This window comes from Streptomyces capoamus, assembly GCF_014654935.1.
Taxonomy (GTDB): Bacteria; Actinomycetota; Actinomycetes; order Streptomycetales; family Streptomycetaceae; genus Streptomyces; species Streptomyces capoamus.
Genome location: NZ_BNBF01000035.1, coordinates 16,026 through 33,809, shown reverse-complemented (window position 1 = coordinate 33,809; position 17,784 = coordinate 16,026). Strand labels below are relative to the sequence as shown.

The window sequence follows — 17,784 nt, the reverse complement described above, 5'->3', positions numbered from 1 at the left end:
TCGGCATGCCCGAGAAGACCGTCAGCGGACAGGAGGGCGCCGGAGCTGTTCTGATCACCTTCGGCTCCGCTCACGGCCTGACCGGCAAGCACCTCTACATCACACAGAACTCCACCAACATCCCCGGTGCCGCTGGATACCAGGACTCCTTCGGCAGCAGCCTCGCCAGCGGTGACATGAACCACGACGGATACGCCGACCTGCTGGTCGGCAGCGAAGGAGATGCGTCGGCCAAGGGCTCGGTGACCGTACTGTGGGGCGGCACCTCACCGTTGCGCAGTGCCCTCACGCTGCCTTCGGGACCGTCGTATCCCGGCCGCATGTTCGGCGCCGACATCGTCGTGGGTGATTTCACCGGCGACTCCCGCCCGGACATCGCCGTCAGCGGGCAGACATCCCTGAAGCTGTACTCCGGCACGTTCACCCGTAGCAAAGCCCCAGCCGGGATCGACGTGAACGACGCCGACGTCACCGGCAGCTGGCACCTGGCAGCCGGCGACTTCACGGGCGACGGCAAGGACGAACTGGCCGTCGTCCAGCAGAAGACCACCCGCGTCTACGGCCAGAACCCCGGTACCACCGACCCCGGCTCCTTCACCGCCCAGGCCCGGCTCGCCGGCGGAGACCGCGTGGCGGCTGGCGACCTCAACGGCGACGGCCGCGACGATCTCGCCATCGCCCTGTCCAACCCCCGCCTCAACCCCAACGGGCTGGCCGATCCCAGCCACGGGTCCGGCTACATCACCGTCCGCTACGGTGACCCCCACATCAACGGCGGCCTCGCCCCCTCGGGTCGCGTCTACCACCAGAACACCGCCGGCATCCCCGGCGACAACGAGAAGGAGGACGAGTTCGGCGCCGCTCTGTCCATCGCCGACATCAACGGCGACCACCGCGCAGATCTCGCCATCGGCATCCCCTACGAGACCCTCGGCCGAACCTTCAGAGGAGGCGGCGTGCTCGTGCTGCGCGGAAGCGCCAGCGGGCTCACCATCACCGGTGCTGCACGCTACTCACAGAACACCCCCGGCATCCCCGGCAGCGCCGAGACCAACGACGCCTTCGGCTCCCAGCTCCGCCTCGCCGACTTCAACCGCGACGGCAAGGCAGACCTCGCCGTCTCCGCCCCTCAAAAAGACCACGGCAACGGCGCCCTCTGGCAACTACCGGGCACCCGCACCGGCGTTGGCGACAGCAACGTCAACGTCTTCGGCCCGAAGGAGTACGGTGTCTCCCCCGGCTCCCGCATCGGTGAAACCCTTCTCGGCTAAGCCCGGCGCTGTGCTCCTGTCACGCCGTTGCCGGTGGGGAGGTGGCCGGTGTCCTATTCGCGCTGAGGGCGGTTGCACATGATCTCATCCCACAGAGACAGTGCGTCCGGCTCGGGGGCTTGTGTCGCGGCGCCGTCGGCCATCAGACGCGGGCACGTCGCGACCACGTGCCGATGTACGTGCGAATAAGGATCTGATTCCGTACGGTTTCAGTTCCCGGCTCTGACAGGACAGCCGGGACTCGGCGGTTCCGCGCTCCGGTCGCACGCCGCGCGGAACCGCCCTCAACACTGCGTTCACGCGTCGCGCCAGGCCACCGTCAACTGTCGCGGCGAGGGGCCGTAGGCTGGCCATGCCGATGCGCCAGGCTCACGCCTGGCCCCGTGGGACCCGGCGAGTTGAGGCTGGGCCACACGCCACTTCTTCAGGCCAGGGCTTGTCAAGGGCGTCGCTCCAGTCTGCCGACGTCCGCCTCGCCGCAGCCGCTGCCTGTGCTCCCGGGGTCGGCCGTCCATTGAGCCGGCTTCGCTTCCGGGTAACAGTGCCCGCAGAGCACCACTGGCCGTGGAGCGCGTCGACGGCCTGCTGACGGGTGACCGGCTCGCATCGGCCGCTCTTCTTGGCGGCCCAGCAGCCACCCATGTGTACCGCCTCGTCCTTGACCAGCTGGCCGAGCTGTCCCCCGTCGTCCAGGCCCGGCCGCCCACCGCGGCCCTCGTCGAGCTGAAGGGCGCCCTGGGCTAGCACGACGTCGGCGTGGATGTGGGCCGCCTCGGCAGATGCCGCGACGTTTGCGTCCTGATCCGTCATGTCATCGACCTGCGCATCGGCATCGGCCCCGCCATCGGTGTGGCCGCGACCGGGCCCGGGGTCCCCTAGCCGGGAGGGGTGCTGGTCGTGGCCCCCGACCGGGCCGCCGACTGGCTCGCCGGGCTGTCGGTGGAAGCCCTGTACGGCATCGGCGACCCGCAGGCGGGCGTGCTCCGCGACTACAGCATCCACACCGGAGGCCTGCTCGCTGCCGTCCCCGCGGAGACTGTCCAACGACTGCTGGGCGGGCGGACGAGCCAGCCGCGTGGTCCGCGAACGGGCCCGCCGACGCCGACCGCCGCCCGGTCGTTCCGCGCTCCCTGCCCGCCTCCGCCACTGTCAGCTGCACCTTGGCCCGGCACACTCTGGACGGCGCCGACGTGCGCGCTGCACTGCCCGGCCTGTTATCCAGCTCGGGTCGGAAGGCGCGTCGTACGGCTTCCGGCACGGCGTTCTCCCCGAAGTCCAGGGCCGCGGCCCACATGACGAAGTCCCGTGTCGCCTCCGCGAGTTCGGGTGCCTCACTGCGGTGGGTGCCAGGTGGGGGCGGGGCCACCCGGGTGCCCGCGCCGCGTCGGGTGCGGATGAGGGAGGCCGTCTCCAGTTCCCGGTAGGCGCGGGCCACGGTGCCCGCCGCGAGGCCGAGGTCCGCGGCGAGTTGCCGCACCGTCGGCAGGCGCTCGCCCTCGGCCAGCCGGCCGATGTTGATCAGGTCGGCGAGCTGGGCGCGGATCTGCTCGTAGGGCGGGACGGCGCTGGTGGTGTCGACGCGGACGGCGGCGCCGCTCATCGGCCCTCTCCCTCTTCCGCCCGGCTTCGCCCGGTCGCGCGGGGGGAGCAGACGGTCAGGAGTGTCCCTCCCGCGGTCAGGGAGACCAGCGCCAGCGGCAACGGACGAACTCAGCGCGCGGTGCACTCCATTACGGCACTCCGAGGGCGACGACGGACTTGACAGGCGATGGTGTGACTTCCGCCTGAATGTATTGGGCAGTATGGTCGAGCGTGCTGCGACAGCTTGACGCGTCGGGACCGAGGACCACGAAGTGGCCGATCCGATCATGCACGGTCGCGTAGGGACCGGAGGTGACGTGGTTGCCGAGTTCTTGGGTGACGACGATACGGTCGAGGAGCGGTTGACGATCTGCGTGGCGGTGTACGGTCAGACGGCGGACGTGGCCGGTCGTCGTCGAGTAATGGAACTGCACCGCCGCCGCTCGCTGGCGGGTTGCGATGAGGTTCGCGGTTCGACCTGAGGCCAGGTCAGCCGCGATGCGTGGCAGGTCAATGCCTGTGGCCCGCTTCACAATCAGAGGTATCAGGTCATCTGCAAGGTGTGGGCTGACATCGATGATGCGGGGGCCCTTACGGGTGAGCCTCATGCGGACGCTGAGTACACCAAGTTCGATTCCAAGCGCCTGTACGGCGCGTGTGACGATGCGTCGCAGTATGGGGTTCTGCAGTAGGGCGTCATGCGCGAATACGCAGTGTCGTACAGGCTGACGGGCCGGTGGCGGCCCCAGCAGTGTTCGCGTGATGGAGACGATGCGTATGTCTTCGTCATCGAGAACTACCGTTTCGGCGGATACTTGCTCGCCATCCAGTGCTTCCTCAACCAGAATAGCGCCACGCCGATCGAAGGGGGTCTTCGCCTTCGGCCGATCAACCAGCTCGTACGCTGCTCCGACTTCTTCGCGGTTGCGTGCCTGGGCTGCAGCCGTGCGCCCTATACCGGACTGCGTAAGCAGGACCGGGTACCCTAACGACTCCGCGTGGGCAGCCGCTGATTCAGCATCGAAGACTTCAGCCCAGCGCGGCTGGGGAAGACTGTGCTGTGCGAGCACTGTTCTGAGTCGAGCGAGGTTACCGAAACGAGCCAGTGCTTCGGCCGGCGTGGTTGGCGTTCTCAGTATTTCGGCGACCCGGGCCGTTGTTTCAACGTGTTCCGGCATGTAGGTGAGTGCACCGCGCAGTTCATGAGCCGCCTGGTAGGTTCCCGCTGCGGCGACGGTAGCAGCAAGGTCCGCGGGGTCCACGGCGATATGGCGGACCAAGTACGGACGCGCCCACGCCGGCGCGGTGGTGTCGAGGAGCACCACGGGGTGTGAAGCAGCAATCTGCGCTAGCCGGAACTCATCCTCGGCTGCGTGAGAATTACCGGTCCCGAGCAGGCATATGGGTTCTAACATGTCATCCCCAGATAAAGAGTCGGCGCAAGCCGACCCGTGAATCTTCTGCTATCCATCGGATCTGCCATGGCGACGCACGCTTTCCCGTGACGAAGTCGCCGTCAACAGCGATCGAGTGCCAAGCGATGCTCCTGCAGACACAACTCACTGGTGTTCCTGCTGACGACTGTCCGTCATGCTCATGCGCGGTCAGCGAACGGATCACGCCACCGGCGGCGTGTACTGTCCCGGGCACAAAGGGATTCCGGTGTCGGCCCACGCTCCCGTTCACGCAAGCTCGTGGCCACACTGCCTGGCGAGTCGGCGCCCATGTCTAGTTACCCGGACCCATGTGTGCACGCCCGACTTCGATCAGCACCTGCGCCTTCCGGTCCGACGCCATGCCACGGTCGAGCGTGGCGGCGCGCTGTGGCCGTCTCGGGCCTAATCATGGATCGGTCAGCACCAGAGTCGTGTGCGTGTATACGGACGTGCCACCCACGGTCGGTCCCCACGGATCTGCCCCCTCGAAGTGCCCGTCCGACGTGACTCCTAGACCAGGGCAGCGACCGACCGTTAGCAAGGTCAGTGAGCATCGACTTTTTGCACGACCCTTCGAAACCGACCGGTAGCCTGGTTAGGTGACCAGACCCTTCCACGCAAGATGGACGAAATCAACGGCCTCGTTGGTGCGCGCAGTGATTGTGCGGCTACAGTCGCTGCGCTCGTGACCATCCGGGGCACTGCACTGGCGTTCTACGTACAGGCCCGCAGCGACCCGCAACTCCGGTGGCAGAGCACCGGATCAGGCTGAAGGACGGACGTGACAGTGCGGCAACCTGCCCAAGCGCGCGGCATAGCCACGCGTGCGGAGATCCTTGATGTGGCTGCGATCCTGTTCGCGGAGAAGGGCTACTCACAGACGTCACTGCAGGACATCTTGGATCAGACCGGCTTGAAGAAGGGCGGACTCTACTACCACTTTCGAACGAAGCAGGAGATCGCTGTCGCGGTCGTCACCGAGGGTTTCGCCATGGATGACACACCGACAGAGGCGGGTCCGCTGCAGGCCGTTGTCGATGCGTCGATCGTCCTGGCCTGGCTCACCCCCCAGGTGCCGGTGGTGCAGGCAGCAGCACGGCTTGCCACTGACCAGGACCACAAAGATACTTTCGGCTACCTCTGGTCCCAGTACATCCCCCGTGTCACGCAGTTGCTGGAGGAGGCCAAGCGTCGCGAGGAGCTCAAGCCAGGCGTAAAGCCCGACGAGACGTCCTGGGTATGGGTCGCCGCCTACACCGGAGTCGACCTTATGTGCCGGCTGGACTATGCGGCTCTGCCGCGGAAGGTCGCCGCCATGAACCTGCACTTCGTCGCAGGCATCGCCACAGAGAGAACGCTGGCCGAGCTGGACATGACCGTCGAACGGGGCCGGGAGTTGCTGCGGCGTTCGCCGTGGGCGGCCGAGTACCTCGACAAGGTGGCCCCGCGCACCTCTGCGCCTTCCGACTGGCACAAGACGTGACAGTCGGACTATAGGTCAGGAACACGCCTTGTTTTGAGGTGCCTCCGGTGCATGAGGTCGCGCACGGGCGCGCCAAGGTGTCGTGGCCGGTGTGGGCAGCGGGCGAGGCGCCGTCGACACAGGGCGAAGGCTTGGGTGGCATCGTTGACCGACGGCAGCTGCGGTGTAGGAGTACAACCGGAGTAACCCGCCTCGTCACGTATCAGGCGGGGCTAGCGGCGCGCCCCCCCCTGCTGAGGTCGATGCATGGCAAGGCGACGGGCGCGTAGCTGACTCTGAGCCGTGACCGGGTGTCCCTCCACGCCGCGCCCTCCGGGATGGCTGAGCCTCCTCCACCAGTCGGCATCCTCGCCAGGTCATCGGGCCGCCAAGGTCACCATGCCACAAAACCGGCCCGCTCCCCTTTTCCGGAGAGCTGATACGACAGTTCGACACGTTGTGTTACTACTGGGCGCACACTGACTACGTTGCGTTAGTTGCGCTCTCACCTATCACTTCTGGATCACTCGACTTCAAGCCATTGATGGCGAGTGGAGAACGGAAACCGACCGGACGCATGGTTGGATAGCGATCGTCGTTCGAGACCTGCGGTTGTCATACAACTCATGAGTGAACAGGGGGTGCTATGGGGCGTGAGACATCCCACGAATACCAGCGGTTGATGAGGTACTACCGCGAGAGGCTGACCCGGCCGGACGTTGGACTGGTCCCCCGCCCTGACGGCGGCCGGTCGACGAAGTTGCGACAACCGGACGTCGACGAAGCCCTGAGGTGCGGTGCCGGCGTCTACCAGAAGGTGGAGAGCGGTCGGCTGCGTCCCTCCCCCGAGTTCTTCCTACGGATCGCAGAAACACTGGGCTTCAGCTCGCATGACAGACGCGTGGCCCACCTCGATCTGTTCGGCTCGGAGCCACCCCCATCGATCGGAACGCCGTCACCGCACTGGCAGCGCACAGTTGACGGCCAGCGGGAGATGATGTGCGTCCTGGCTCCTGATGGACAACTCACAGCCCACAACACGGCCTTCGCCGCAATATTTGGCGAAGACGGCGTCCCCACGAACTTCTGGCGCTGGGCTCTGATGTCCGACCGCGCCCGTGACACCGCCCTCTGCGACTGGGAGCAGGCCTGGGCGCCCTATCTGTTGGAAGAGTGCCGCCTGCTGTCACTTCGTTACCGCGACCACGGTGCCATCCGCGACCTGCACGCAGACTTGGCCGCGGATCCCCGACTGCGATGGCTGCCCAGGGCCGACGCCGGCTTGAACGGCCGTACCGCTTCACTGCGCCATCCGGAGCAGGGCACGAGGCATGTGCGGATCCTGGTGGCGGAGTCCGAGGGGTTCCGCCTGTTGACCTTTCTCATGGACCCATCTTGATGCACTGACTAACATTTTCCAACTGGTAACGGTGGAGGCTTCATGCACGTCCTGATACCCGACGACCCAGTGCTCGCCGCGAGCTTTCTCGTGCTTGAGCAACCTCTTTTCCATTCCCTCCACTACCTCTACAGGATGGAGTTAACGGCTTCCCAGGCGAACACTATAGGGGTGGCTTATGAGAGCTGGGGACAGTTGCAACAGATGCTGCCCTCACGATTCCACGCCCAGACGCCTGACGCTCAGGCCAGTGAGGAAGGCGGATATGTACTCGAAGACTCAACGGGGCAACGGTTGACGACACTGCATCTCGTAGACGCCGGGCGACGGATCAGCGACCTCGAAACCTGTTACATGATGCTGCGCCAGGCGCAGCTCGACAGTGTGCGTGGTCCCCTGGACCCGCTGGCCGACGTGCTACGCGAGATCGACGACGGCATCAACTTGGTCGGTCATTTTCGTCGAGTCCTGCAAGTCCTCCGTCTGCCATCGCCCCCACAACTGCTGGCAGCCGTTCGCCGTGTAGCGCCGCGGGGGCCGGCGACCCCCGTCACCCTTAACCCTGAACAAGAGCGAGAGTATCGCGATTACTGCGAGGCGGTTGTCGGGATTTTCAGCGGTAATGACATTTTCGCCTATACCACGCATCGGGCCCTCTACTCGATGTGAAGGCCTGGCGTGCCAAGGACGAGAAGCAGCGTGGGCAATCGGCTGTCTCAGCTATACAGCTACACGGGCACCATTTCGACGGCGGGCTCTAAGGTGCGCAGCATCGGATGCCCACCCATCACGCCCTCCAATACTGCGAAGCCATCCGTCATCTGCAACGCGTACGGCACCAGTGCCTCGATCAGCGCTTCCTCCGTGTGGAGCAGTTGGTGAATATGGTCGGGGGTGATGTGACCGTCGGCCAGGAGATCCCCGCTGTGAGCCCTCACTTGGCGCAAGGCGAACAGGCGGTGCAGTCGCTCGAGGATCGCCCGGACCTGGGAATCGGACTCCTTGTCGATGGCGGCCAGCAGCGCCTGCGCCGCTAGGCGGTGCACGTGAGCTTCCACGAGCTGCAAGGCTGGCGTCACGGTTCCGTTCCAGCGTGCGAGTGGATCGCCGCGGCGGCCGTTCCGCAAGCGACTGCGGGCCCTGCCGTGCCATATGCGCTCGATGTCCACGAGCAGTTCCTGCAGGTGATCGCAGTCCTCCAGCGAGCGGCTGCCAGCGGGGACCTCGGAGGGGGGCCTTGGGGTGAACCCGCCTGTGAGCATCTCGCCGGCCGCCTTCACCCAGATCACGCGGTTGTCGCCCTCTGCGGTGACCGTGCCTTCATTCGCCGCCAGTTGGTAGGCGATGCCATTGGACAGCAGTAGGCCTTGGGCTCCGCAGCGCTCACGGCATTCGGTCATGACCGTCCTCGCCTGCCAGGTGATCCAGGCTTTGGTCACAGCCGCCAGACGCTCGGTCTCTTCACGTTCCGTTTTGCCGCCGCTCGTCCATCGCTGTACCACATCGCGGTGCAGCAGGGTCGCGGCGTAGGTGGTGGCGACTGCGGCAAGGAGCGGGGCGTGGTGGCTGCGATGCTCGATGAGGGAGACCTTGCGACCGGTCGTCATTCCGGAGGTGAGCCGTCGGTGAGAGTGCCTCATGGCGACGGCCAGGGCGTGCCGCGTCACGCCGAGGCTGTAGGCGCTCATGCATAGTTTGCCGGCGTGCACGCGTTTGATGGACTTGAGGAATCGTTTGCGCGGATTGCCCAGTGGGCTGACGAACGTGCCGTCGCGGGACAGGCGACCCTGTTCCCCTTGCAGCATGGCTTCGAAGGGAAGCCGCACGCTGTGAAAGGACGTAGCACAGTGGTCGACAGGCGCGCTGGCAGTCTGCGGCAGTGGTTGTACCTCCACGCCTGGGTAGTGCCGGCCCGCGCTGTCGGTGAGCGGCGTGAGGAAGAGGAAAACGCCGTGGTCGACATCGCCCACCAGCAGACGGGCGGCCACGACAGCGTTCTTGGCGCCGCCGACTCCTGAGGTGTTCGGCATCCACTTGCACGCGCCAGGGCTCGGAGTGTCGAGAATGAAACCGCTCGTCTCGGGGTCGAATCTGGCTGTGGTCTCCAGCGACGCGGCATCGTTCCCATGGTCCAACTCGGTGCACAGAAACGTCCCAATGTGCTCCGTGCGGGCATAGGGGGACAGATCACGCCCACCAGATTCGTGGTCGAGGAGGCTACCGATGTGCAGGTTCCAGTGGATGCTTGCGATCGTCGCCATACCTGCGTCCACCACACCCGCCCACTCATGCATCGCGGTGAGCGACTCGACGTCAGCGGACAAACCCACCGGATCCGGCACCGCTTCGCTGACGAAACGGAGTCGCTCATACGAAAGCGCTATGCGCTCCTGCGGGCTCAGGCTCTCCTTGAAGGCGAACCGGGGGCCGTCGAACAAGCGCCTCCAAGGCTCGTGGATCTCCTCTGCTCGAGGCCCGAAAAGGACGCGCCTGAAGCCTGCAGTCAGTCTCTCTAATGAGCGCTGAGTGTCGGTCACGAACTGAAAGATAGTGGAATCGATCATTCCCAGACAGCGTGATGATCAACACGATTGGCTACTGGTCAAGTGTGGAAGCAACCGCCAAGCGCACCAGGCTGCGACCAGCTGAGGCCATGGGCTCACGCGGCAAGCGCACGTTGCATCCTTTGCGACGAGCGGCGCTCGGGTGCTCGGCAACGCTCGCGTGAGGAACCGGCGCAGGAGCGTGGAAGAGTCACCGGTGGGTCACATACGCAGAAGCCTCTAGTGCCGCGCGGGCGCGGCGCTCGCTGCCGCGGTGGGCAGAGTGAGGGGGATGAGGCCCGCTACCACGAAGGTGGCGAGCGTAGCCGTTGTGCGGGCGGACATGAGTGTCGGGGCTCCTTGTGATCGCGCAGGCAGGGGACTCAATCGGCGGGCGAACGGAGTGCGCGGCCGCTGGCTCTCGGGAGCCTTACGTCGTGCACTGAAAGTCTCCCAAGTGATGCGTGCAGTCCATCAACGAGAGACCGGTAGTGGGACCGAAGGGTTGCACCTGATGTAGAGAACCTTCGTAAGTGCGCTTGTTCCAAGCAGCGGTGGGCTGCGGCACGCGGGACTGGGGGTGGCTGAACTTCTGTTGTCCGTCAGCGCAGCCTTCTCGGAGCACTGGCCGGCACGCACGCGATCGTGTCCCGGAGAGCGCAGGACTCCCGGATCACTACCGGCGGTGCAAGCTAGCGCGGAGAGATGAACCGCTTGAGCAGTGCCTGTGCCATGACGTGACCGTAGTACTCAGCGAGCTCCATGGGGGGTCTGCCCGTCGTCAGCGGGCAGTTGAGGATCCGCACCGTACGCCAGCAGAACGGCTGTGGCCGCCGTGTTCCACGGGTATCCCGTCTGCAGATGACTGTCGCCCTCGACATCGAGCGCGTGGGTGAGCAACGTGTGCCCGAAACACCTTTCGTTCGGATCCGTCCCGGACGCTAGAAGAACGGTGAGCGCCTCGTAGTCACTGGTCTCCACGGCCTCGTGCGCAGGCGTCCATTGTGATTCGTCAGACGTGTCAGTATCGGTCACCCGAGGAAGACTAGGCGACGGCCCCGCCGGCCCTTCGGCGGGCATCTCCAGGTCGGCCGGCGGCTGCCGGTCGGGAGCGGTAGTGGGTGGGCAGCGGTGGCCGGGGGTGAGGTCGGCCAGTGACCAGCGGGCGGTGTAGAGGCGGTACGCGGGCAGCGGCCGCGCAGCGTCTTCGGGTCGCTGATGTCCACGCGACCCGAGCTTAGAGCGCGGGGGCTTGCGCGACGTGCTCGAGGACGGAGTTGGTGACGCCGGAGGTGAGAATCACGCTCGTTTTCCACCCCCGCACGCGGCTGCGCGAGCGAAGCCTTCTGCTTCGACGGGCGCGTCATCTTCGCGGCCGTCCAGTTCAGCTTGGTGCGGGCGCGCGCTCGGAGACCACAGGCAGGAACCGCGACTCGCCGTCGTCGACGCGGTGACGTACTCGTGCTCCAGCTCTGCCCGGCAGGCGGCGAGGAACCAAGGCACAGTGGAGCCGCTCTCACCAGCTGGACGGTCAAAGCATCGAGAGGGGAATCCGGGCATGCAGGTACCAGCACCACTAAGGCCGCTCAGGCTCACTTTCGCGGCGGCCTTGCTCGGCATGGTCACCGTGTCCTGCAGCAGCGGTGGCAGCACCATGCCCAAGTCACCTGTGTCCCATACGACCGCCGAACGTAGCTATGAAGCGGCATACGACGCCGGATGGCGTGAAGGCAGACAGCTCTTCAGGGACGGTGGAAAGGGTGCCTCGATCCGGGAGGTGGTGTGGGGAGGCTGCGTCCGCCGGTCGCTCAAGGCTGAGCTCCAAGACGTCGTGGCACAGGACCGAGGCGCCTGGGTGCTGGGCTGCAAGCAGGGCGTCGGATCGAAAACGGACCGATGTCCACCGACCGGACAGGTGACACGCCGCGAACCGGATCCGGACCTGCTTGCCCGGTTCCAGTCCTGGGCCGCTGCGCACGGAACGAAACAGCCCGCGCAGCTTGCACGTCAGTTGGTTCTCGTCCACCTCGGGGAGCAGGATTACGATGTCGAACTCTCCACCGCCTACGGCGACACAACCGCGCAAACCGAAGTGAAGCGGTTGGCCGACGCATTCGTGACCTGGTGGGACAGCGACGACGGCGACAACGCCAGAGCGTGGAACCTCATCGTCTCCGCCCGAGCCGGCAAGCACATCATCATCCGCAGCCTCTGACAGCCAAGACGCGGAATTGATCACCGAGCACGAGCCCGGCGCCACGGGCCGTACATGTCCTCGGCCATCTGCAGCAGGACGAACGCCGACTCCGGGTCTGCTTCATCCGCACGGCGACAACTGGGGCGCCACCCATCTGCAGCACCAGACGGCGGCGACATAAGCCGCCGGTGAGCATCCGCGGTGGGTATGCTGCAGAAGGACCACGACTGGGGTGGGGTGCAGTTCCGGCAGCCGCATCTTCGACGCCCGGCCGTTCGGTGAGCCAGGCGCCAGGCTGGACGCCTCCCGGTCCGGCAGCAGATCGACAGGGCGGCGGGTCTCGATCTCGACCAGGACGGTGCCGTAATGGCGACCCTCGCGGGTGGCGTACTCGTCGACGCCGACCACCCGCGGCGCGGAGATCTCAGGTTCGAGAAGAGCGCCCACCAGCCGGAGCACAGACAAGCTGTGGTGGGTGTTAGCGGCGGAGATCCCCAGCGATAGGGGTAGTCCGTTTTGGTCCGTGATCAGATGGATCTTCGATCCGCTCTTGCCGCGGTCGGTCGGATTCGGTCCGGTCAATGGCCCCCTTTGCGGCCCGGAGACTAACGGAGTCGATCGCGCACCGAACCAGTCCAGGTCGCTGCGAGCTCCGAGTTCGTCGAGGAGAACGCGGTGACGCTTGGCCCGGGCCTGGTCGCGGCTCCACTGGGCAAAGCGCCGACAGACCGTGGGCCATGCCGGACCGAAGACCGGCGGCAACTGGCGCCAGTTCCGACCTGACGTGGCCACGAAGATGATCGCAGCCAGCGTCTCGCGCGCCCGGAGGTGTGGGGCGAGCCGGATAGGCTCGGGTGATGCAGGACACAGCATTGCTCATCATCGACATGCAGACTGCCTTGTTGAGCGACGCCTATGACGTCGAGGCTTGCCTGCGCAACGTCGCCGACCTGGCGGAACAGGCTCGCTCCGCTGGTGTGCCGATCATCTACTTGCGACAGCGGCTCCATGACGTACCTGGTGGCCTGATGGACGTCCATCAGGCGGTGGCGCCCAGGCTGGGTGATGTCGTGTTGGACAAGGACAGCGCGGACTCCTTCCTCGACACCGGGCTCGGCGATCTGCTGGACGAATGGGCCGTATGCCGTGTGATCATCACCGGTTTCTCCACCGAGTACTGCGTTGACTCCACCAGTCGCGCAGCGCTCTCACGTGGCTACGATCTTGTGTTGGTCTCAGACGGACACACCACGCCGGAACGCCCGCCTGGTGCTGCGCCGTCAGCCGCTCAGGTCGTCGCCCATCACAACTCGACCTTCTCAGCCATCCGGTACGCCGGGCGCTCAATCACGGTCACGCCGGCTGCGCGCGTCCGCTTCGATACCGCCGTGGAAAGTTGCGGGAGGCGTCCGGATCAGCGGGCGGACCAGAGGAAGCTGCCGGCGATGTGGAGTAGGTAGATGGTCGCGGTCGCGCAGACCTTCGATGCGGGTCGGCCCGTACAGCAGACCGGCGGTCAGCGACGACGCACGGGGAAGAGCCCGATGGAACCACGTAAGACACTCGTAGGGCCGCCGGACATAGTGCAGACATACTTGGCGAAGGCTCAAGGCAGTATGCCTACGATCGCATCATGCAGGCGTGGAAAGACAGTCTCAGCGCTGCGGGTATCCGCGAGCCGCAGCTCCGAAGGGACTACGACACTCAGCGCGACCTTGTGTCGCGTTTCCGTCGCACCTCCTACCTAGCAGCTCAGATGCTGCTGCCACGGCCGATGCTGCCCCATGTTGTGGCGGTCACGGCCGTAATGCACCACGGAGACAACCTCCTGGACACCGGTCCAAAGGCTCTCCGAGTCGCGCAGTGGGCGTCATGGGAACAGCAGGTACAGCAGGTGCTGGCGACAGGAGCGAGCGATGAACCGTTGCTGCGCGCCCTGGCTCACACCATCGATACCCACCCGCGTACGCGCAGGTCGATTGAGCAGTATCTGTCCACTGCGAGTGCAGAGCTGGACTTCAGCGGATTCCTCGACGAAGCCGACTACCAAGCATATATCGACGCTTACTCCCTGCCCGCCTTCATGCTGATCGGCACGCTTCTGGGACCGGAAGCCGACGACAGACCGTATCGAGCTGCGTGTCGGGCATTTATCGACGGCAGCCAAAGGCTGGACTTCGTCAACGACATCACGGAGGACTTGAGCGAAGGACGGCTAGGAATCCCGGCGAAGACGCTGGAACGATTCGCAGTGACCAAGGAGGACTTGGCAGAAGCCCGCGACACACCAGGTGTGAGGGAGTTGCTGCGCCACCTCGTCGTACAAGCCCGTACCGTCTTACAGACAGCCAGGTGCCTGCCCACCATGGCGCCCGCTCCCCATCGTCCGCTGCTGAGCGCGCTCGTCGAGGTAGAATTGCTGACCGCAGACGCCGTAATGGCACGCGGGGTCAAACTCTTGCGAGCCCCGGCAACGCCGCCTTTGGCCAGCACGCTACTGGCGCTATGGCGCGCGCGACGCGAAGCCAGAAAAGGGTCCTGACCAGTCGATGTCTGCTGACTATTTCGCCGACGCCTGACCGCGGATCTCCAAGCTGCTCGTCGACATCGTCGAGCGCATCCGCGTCCCGGTCACCGCGCTGCCCGGCGCGGACGCGGGCGAGCCGTGTGCGGACACCTTCGCCCTGCAGGCCCTCGGGCGTGTCTTCGTGGCTTCGCTGCGGATCTGGGCGCAGGCCGGGCCGGATCCGGGCGGCAGGCCCCGCGCCGCACCTTCGTGCCAGCCCTCCGGCTGACCCACGCTCCGTGTCCGCGATGTGGTGGGCGTTCGCCTGTGGGGGCTCGCTGCGCGCGCTGCCGAACACCGGGGCACCCGTGGCACGCGACGGGATGCTGTGCGCCGCCGTGTTCAGTCCTGAGGAGTACGACGCCGTCCTGGTGCGACGCTCCCGATCCGGGCCACTGCCGGGTACGCGGCTGCGCGCCGGCCTCGCCCCCATCGACGGCGCGTTGCCCTGGGAGTACCTGCCGCAAGACTTGGGCCTCGGCTCGGGGATGACCTGCTGGCGCCGTCTGCGGGACTGGAACGAGGCCGGCGTGTGGCAGCGGCTGCATAAGGTCCTGCTCGCCGAGCTCAACGCCGCCTCGCGGATGGACTGGTCCCGCTGTGTGGTCGACTCCTCCCACGTCAAGGCCAAAAAGGGGGCAGCTCACGGGCCCGTCGCCGGTCGACCGGGGCCGGGCCGGCTCCAAGCGCCACCTGATCACCGACGGGCACGGCACCCCGCTCACAGTCCTGCTGACCGACGGCAACCGCACTGACGTCACCCATCTGCTACCGCTGCTCGACGCGATCCCGCCGGTTCTCGGCGGGGTCGGCCGACCCCGCCGCAGACCCGACGGCTACAACCACGACAGCTACCGCGACCAGGTCCGTGCCCGCGGCATCGACCCGGCGATCGCCCTCCGCGGGACCCAGCACGGCACCGGCCTGGGCACCTATCAGTGGGTGGTGGAAAGGAGTTTTGCGTGGTTACACGGCTTCCGACGCCTGCGCATCCGCTGGGAACGCAGGGCCGACATGCACGAAGCGTCCCTGAAACTCGCCTGCTGCCTGATCACCCATCGGTCTGGGCAGGGGGTGCTTCAGAGGTCCTGGACGGCGCGAAGGGCCTGGTCGACGCGAGCCATGACCGCCGTGTCGACCGGTCCGAGGAGCTTGGCACCGTCGAAGCGGCTGGTCCGCAGCTGGACGATGTTGACCGCGACAGCAGTACACGGGATCGGGGAGTCGATCACCACCGACATGGCCGTGTCCGGGAACCGGCCGCTCTCATGCAACACGATCACCAGCACAGCCCCGTAAGACTCTTCCAAACCGGTGAGACTGATGATCAGGACGTTGCGGCCGTCCGGCAGCGTCCAGATCTCACCGCGCCTCACAGAGTGTCGCCCTCGCCCGCCAGATCATCACCGAGGCCCAGAGCAGCCAGCTGCCGCCCGGCATCCAGGGTCGCCGCACGCCGTGCGGCACGCACCACGTACGCGTTCACGCTCAGGCCGGCCTCCGAAGCGGCCGCCTTGATCGAAGGCGCAAGATCATCCGGGATCCGCAAGGTCATCGTGGTGACAGACATGGTGGCAAGCCTAGCCACCACGAGTCGATACCGGTAGAGGAAGCTGCAGTCTGGATACGACCAGTCCCGACTGCGTCAGTGCACTCAGCCTCTCCCTCTCCGTCCCTGCGGGCGCGGGGATACACCTACGACGGCCGCCGCCGCACCAGGTCGTCGGGAAGTAGGTCGTCCCGCATTAGATGTGTTCGAATCACTTGTCACTTCGGGCGCGCCCGGATCCGTGATCGGGATAGGACCGGGTGTGGGTCGGCCTGAGATAGGCCTGGTCAGCCGACCTGCGCCTTGACCAGGTCGGCCAGCGCGTCGACGAACGGCTGAGCAGGCGTGCCTGGCGGCATCCTCTCGCCGGCGGTCGCGGGTTTCAGGGCCCGTGCCAGGGCATGAGGGGCATCGGTGCCGCCCAGTGACACGTTCAGGTGAAACAAGGGCACGCCAAGCAGCCCGGCGGGCCTCAATGGGGTGTCAATGGCCTCGACACGTCTGGACTCTCCCCCCATCTGAAGGAGCCCCGCATGCCGAGCAACCTGCCACCCGTCGGAGCCGAGATTCCCTGCTCAGCACTCGCCCTGAACTGCCAGTTCGAGTTCGAAGGGCAGTCGGCGTCGTGCGATCTGAAGGGCGGGATGAAGTACCGCGTCCTTGAGGACCCGAGCGATCCACACAACAGTGTTCGTCTGCAGGTGACCGCCTTTCGGATGGCCACCACCGACACCAAGGACAGGGTCGAGCTGGAACTGAAAGGCGAGGACTCCGATCCGCAGAGCACCCTGCGGCTCACGTCCCAGTTTCCTCCGCGCTACGAACACCGGATCCGCCTGCCCCTGACGGTGACGCTCGAGCTGCGCAGCCGCGGGAACGATGAGTACACCCTCGTCACCAAGACACCCCTGGACTTCACCGGCCACCTCACCCAGTTCCCGCCCCAAGGTGATCTCTACCGGATCACCGAGCCGATGGAATGGCTGCGGACATGGGACCGCGACACAGTCATCGGCCGGCTGACCACCTTCTCCCCCAAGGTCGGCGGCCTCTGACAGCGCGAACGGACAGCCACGAGCCTGATGCCGATTCCGTCAATCTCCACAGCCGTGACGAATATGAGCGGCTGATCGGCTGACCACCCTGGCCAGGCAGGTGTGGACCATCACGGCGATGTGATCGTTGCCGGTGAGGCGCTGGACGCCGGACGCACCGGGTCTGCCGGTGGCCGGTCAAGTGACAGTCGCGCCTGGTTCCGCCGCTGCGCGGCGGCACCGGGTGCGGCTGCGTGGGGCACCTACAGCGCACCGGTCGGGCGGGGGGTGAGGCGGACAGCACGGTGCCGGTCAGCACCGACACCGCCGCGTGGACCCGGCCTAACGCCGCAGCAGCAAGCACACTAACGGTGTGGTCTGCGGTGGCCGCCGGCGCCGCTTCGTGGCCTGTTCGGACAGGCAGTAGACCGCAGGAAGCAAGGGCGGCAAGAGCTGGAAGACGGTTCGCGGAGCTGCCCCAGGCGGTGTATCGAAGTTGTCGGTCCGGGCCATCTGTGGTGCACGGTCACAACTGTGACTGTGCACTAGATCTGTCCAATGAGCACTGGACCTATCGTGGATGTGCATTCCACTTGGCGAGCAGGGGACCCCAGCCGGGGTGACCTGGGCCGTTCTCCGAAATCCTTACCCTGGACTCGGCAGCGGAACCTACGCTGGGATCCCCTTCAGACCGCCCAGGGAGCAGCGTGCCGCCGTTTGTCTACCGGATCACCAAGTACGACCCT

The 17,784-nt window shown here is 66.0% G+C and carries 17 protein-coding genes and 2 pseudogenes; 10 read left to right on the top strand and 9 right to left on the bottom strand.

The features are described from left to right. A partial coding sequence (locus tag IE312_RS34765) for an FG-GAP-like repeat-containing protein (protein ID WP_229900793.1) occupies window positions 1-1,271 on the top strand: 1,271 nt, incomplete at its 5' end. 369 nt (window positions 1,272-1,640) lie between these two features. Here IE312_RS34765 and IE312_RS44215 read toward each other — a convergent pair. Then, window positions 1,641-1,913 (bottom strand): hypothetical protein, encoded by a 273-nt coding sequence (locus tag IE312_RS44215; RefSeq protein WP_368860040.1) that lies wholly within the window; start codon window positions 1,911-1,913, stop codon window positions 1,641-1,643. Here IE312_RS44215 and IE312_RS34760 point away from each other — a divergent pair. After that, entirely contained in the window at window positions 1,836-2,015 is a 180-nt protein-coding gene (locus IE312_RS34760) for a hypothetical protein (RefSeq protein ID WP_189986222.1), read from the top strand. The genes IE312_RS44215 and IE312_RS34760 overlap by 78 nt on opposite strands. Window positions 2,016-2,082: 67 nt before the next feature. Here IE312_RS34760 and IE312_RS44340 read toward each other — a convergent pair whose 3' ends face one another. Both IE312_RS44340 and IE312_RS34750 read right to left on the bottom strand, forming a co-directional pair. Then, window positions 2,083-2,871: a GntR family transcriptional regulator gene (locus tag IE312_RS44340; RefSeq protein WP_370467666.1), complete on the bottom strand. Its 789-nt coding sequence runs from the start codon at window positions 2,869-2,871 to the stop codon at window positions 2,083-2,085. 130 nt (window positions 2,872-3,001) lie between these two features. Then, window positions 3,002-4,174, bottom strand: a complete 1,173-nt coding sequence (locus IE312_RS34750; protein WP_189986220.1) for an ATP-grasp domain-containing protein — start codon at window positions 4,172-4,174, stop codon at window positions 3,002-3,004. Between the two features lie 895 nt (window positions 4,175-5,069). On the opposite strand from IE312_RS34750, the gene IE312_RS34745 reads away from it, so the two are divergent. From IE312_RS34745 to IE312_RS34735, 3 genes are all read left to right on the top strand, one after another. Beyond that, a complete protein-coding gene (locus IE312_RS34745; protein ID WP_229900792.1) occupies window positions 5,070-5,771 on the top strand; it encodes a TetR family transcriptional regulator in 702 nt (233 codons plus the stop codon). Window positions 5,772-6,432: 661 nt separating this feature from the next. Then, entirely contained in the window at window positions 6,433-7,149 is a 717-nt protein-coding gene (locus tag IE312_RS34740) for a helix-turn-helix domain-containing protein (RefSeq protein WP_189986218.1), read from the top strand. 42 nt (window positions 7,150-7,191) lie between these two features. Continuing rightward, on the top strand, window positions 7,192-7,818 hold the full coding sequence (locus IE312_RS34735; protein WP_189986216.1) for a hypothetical protein: 627 nt from the start codon (window positions 7,192-7,194) through the stop codon (window positions 7,816-7,818). Between the two features lie 59 nt (window positions 7,819-7,877). Here IE312_RS34735 and IE312_RS34730 read toward each other — a convergent pair whose 3' ends face one another. Together IE312_RS34730 and IE312_RS34725 are read right to left on the bottom strand one after the other, a co-directional pair. Next, window positions 7,878-9,713, bottom strand: a complete 1,836-nt coding sequence (locus tag IE312_RS34730) for an acyl-CoA dehydrogenase family protein (protein WP_189986214.1) — start codon at window positions 9,711-9,713, stop codon at window positions 7,878-7,880. Window positions 9,714-10,442: 729 nt separating this feature from the next. Next, window positions 10,443-10,727 (bottom strand): ankyrin repeat domain-containing protein, encoded by a 285-nt coding sequence (locus IE312_RS34725; RefSeq protein WP_306419855.1) that lies wholly within the window; start codon window positions 10,725-10,727, stop codon window positions 10,443-10,445. Between the two features lie 523 nt (window positions 10,728-11,250). On the opposite strand from IE312_RS34725, the gene IE312_RS34720 reads away from it, so the two are divergent. After that, the gene (locus IE312_RS34720) at window positions 11,251-11,907 is read left to right on the top strand and encodes a hypothetical protein (RefSeq protein ID WP_189986212.1); all 657 of its coding nucleotides are present in this window, start codon (window positions 11,251-11,253) and stop codon (window positions 11,905-11,907) included. 426 nt (window positions 11,908-12,333) lie between these two features. On the opposite strand, the pseudogene IE312_RS43200 reads toward IE312_RS34720, so the two are convergent. Further along, window positions 12,334-12,762, bottom strand: a pseudogene (locus tag IE312_RS43200) (transposase); the annotation flags it as partial. Between IE312_RS43200 and IE312_RS34710 the strand changes: the two are divergent. The 3 genes and pseudogenes from IE312_RS34710 to IE312_RS34700 all read left to right on the top strand — a co-directional run. Continuing rightward, window positions 12,747-13,349, top strand: coding sequence for an isochorismatase family protein (locus IE312_RS34710; protein ID WP_189986208.1), 603 nt, complete (start codon window positions 12,747-12,749; stop codon window positions 13,347-13,349). The pseudogene IE312_RS43200 and the gene IE312_RS34710 sit on opposite strands and share 16 nt — an antisense overlap. 173 nt (window positions 13,350-13,522) lie before the next feature. Beyond that, a complete protein-coding gene (locus IE312_RS34705) occupies window positions 13,523-14,431 on the top strand; it encodes a phytoene/squalene synthase family protein (protein WP_189986206.1) in 909 nt (302 codons plus the stop codon). 419 nt (window positions 14,432-14,850) lie between these two features. Continuing rightward, window positions 14,851-15,517: pseudogene (locus IE312_RS34700) on the top strand (IS5 family transposase); the annotation flags it as partial. A 17-nt stretch (window positions 15,518-15,534) separates the two neighbouring features. On the opposite strand, the gene IE312_RS34695 reads toward IE312_RS34700, so the two are convergent. From IE312_RS34695 to IE312_RS34685, 3 genes are all read right to left on the bottom strand, one after another. Next, complete coding sequence (locus tag IE312_RS34695; RefSeq protein WP_189986205.1) at window positions 15,535-15,831, bottom strand: hypothetical protein; 297 nt, start codon at window positions 15,829-15,831, stop codon at window positions 15,535-15,537. Next, complete coding sequence (locus IE312_RS34690; RefSeq protein WP_229900791.1) at window positions 15,828-16,025, bottom strand: toxin-antitoxin system HicB family antitoxin; 198 nt, start codon at window positions 16,023-16,025, stop codon at window positions 15,828-15,830. The genes IE312_RS34695 and IE312_RS34690 overlap by 4 nt, the downstream gene beginning before the upstream one ends. Window positions 16,026-16,291: 266 nt before the next feature. Beyond that, window positions 16,292-16,522 (bottom strand): hypothetical protein, encoded by a 231-nt coding sequence (locus IE312_RS34685; protein ID WP_189986204.1) that lies wholly within the window; start codon window positions 16,520-16,522, stop codon window positions 16,292-16,294. A gap of 15 nt (window positions 16,523-16,537) precedes the next feature. Here IE312_RS34685 and IE312_RS34680 point away from each other — a divergent pair, with 15 nt between their 5' ends. Then, window positions 16,538-17,059: a hypothetical protein gene (locus tag IE312_RS34680; RefSeq protein WP_189986203.1), complete on the top strand. Its 522-nt coding sequence runs from the start codon at window positions 16,538-16,540 to the stop codon at window positions 17,057-17,059. The last annotated feature ends 725 nt before the right edge of the window (window positions 17,060-17,784 follow it).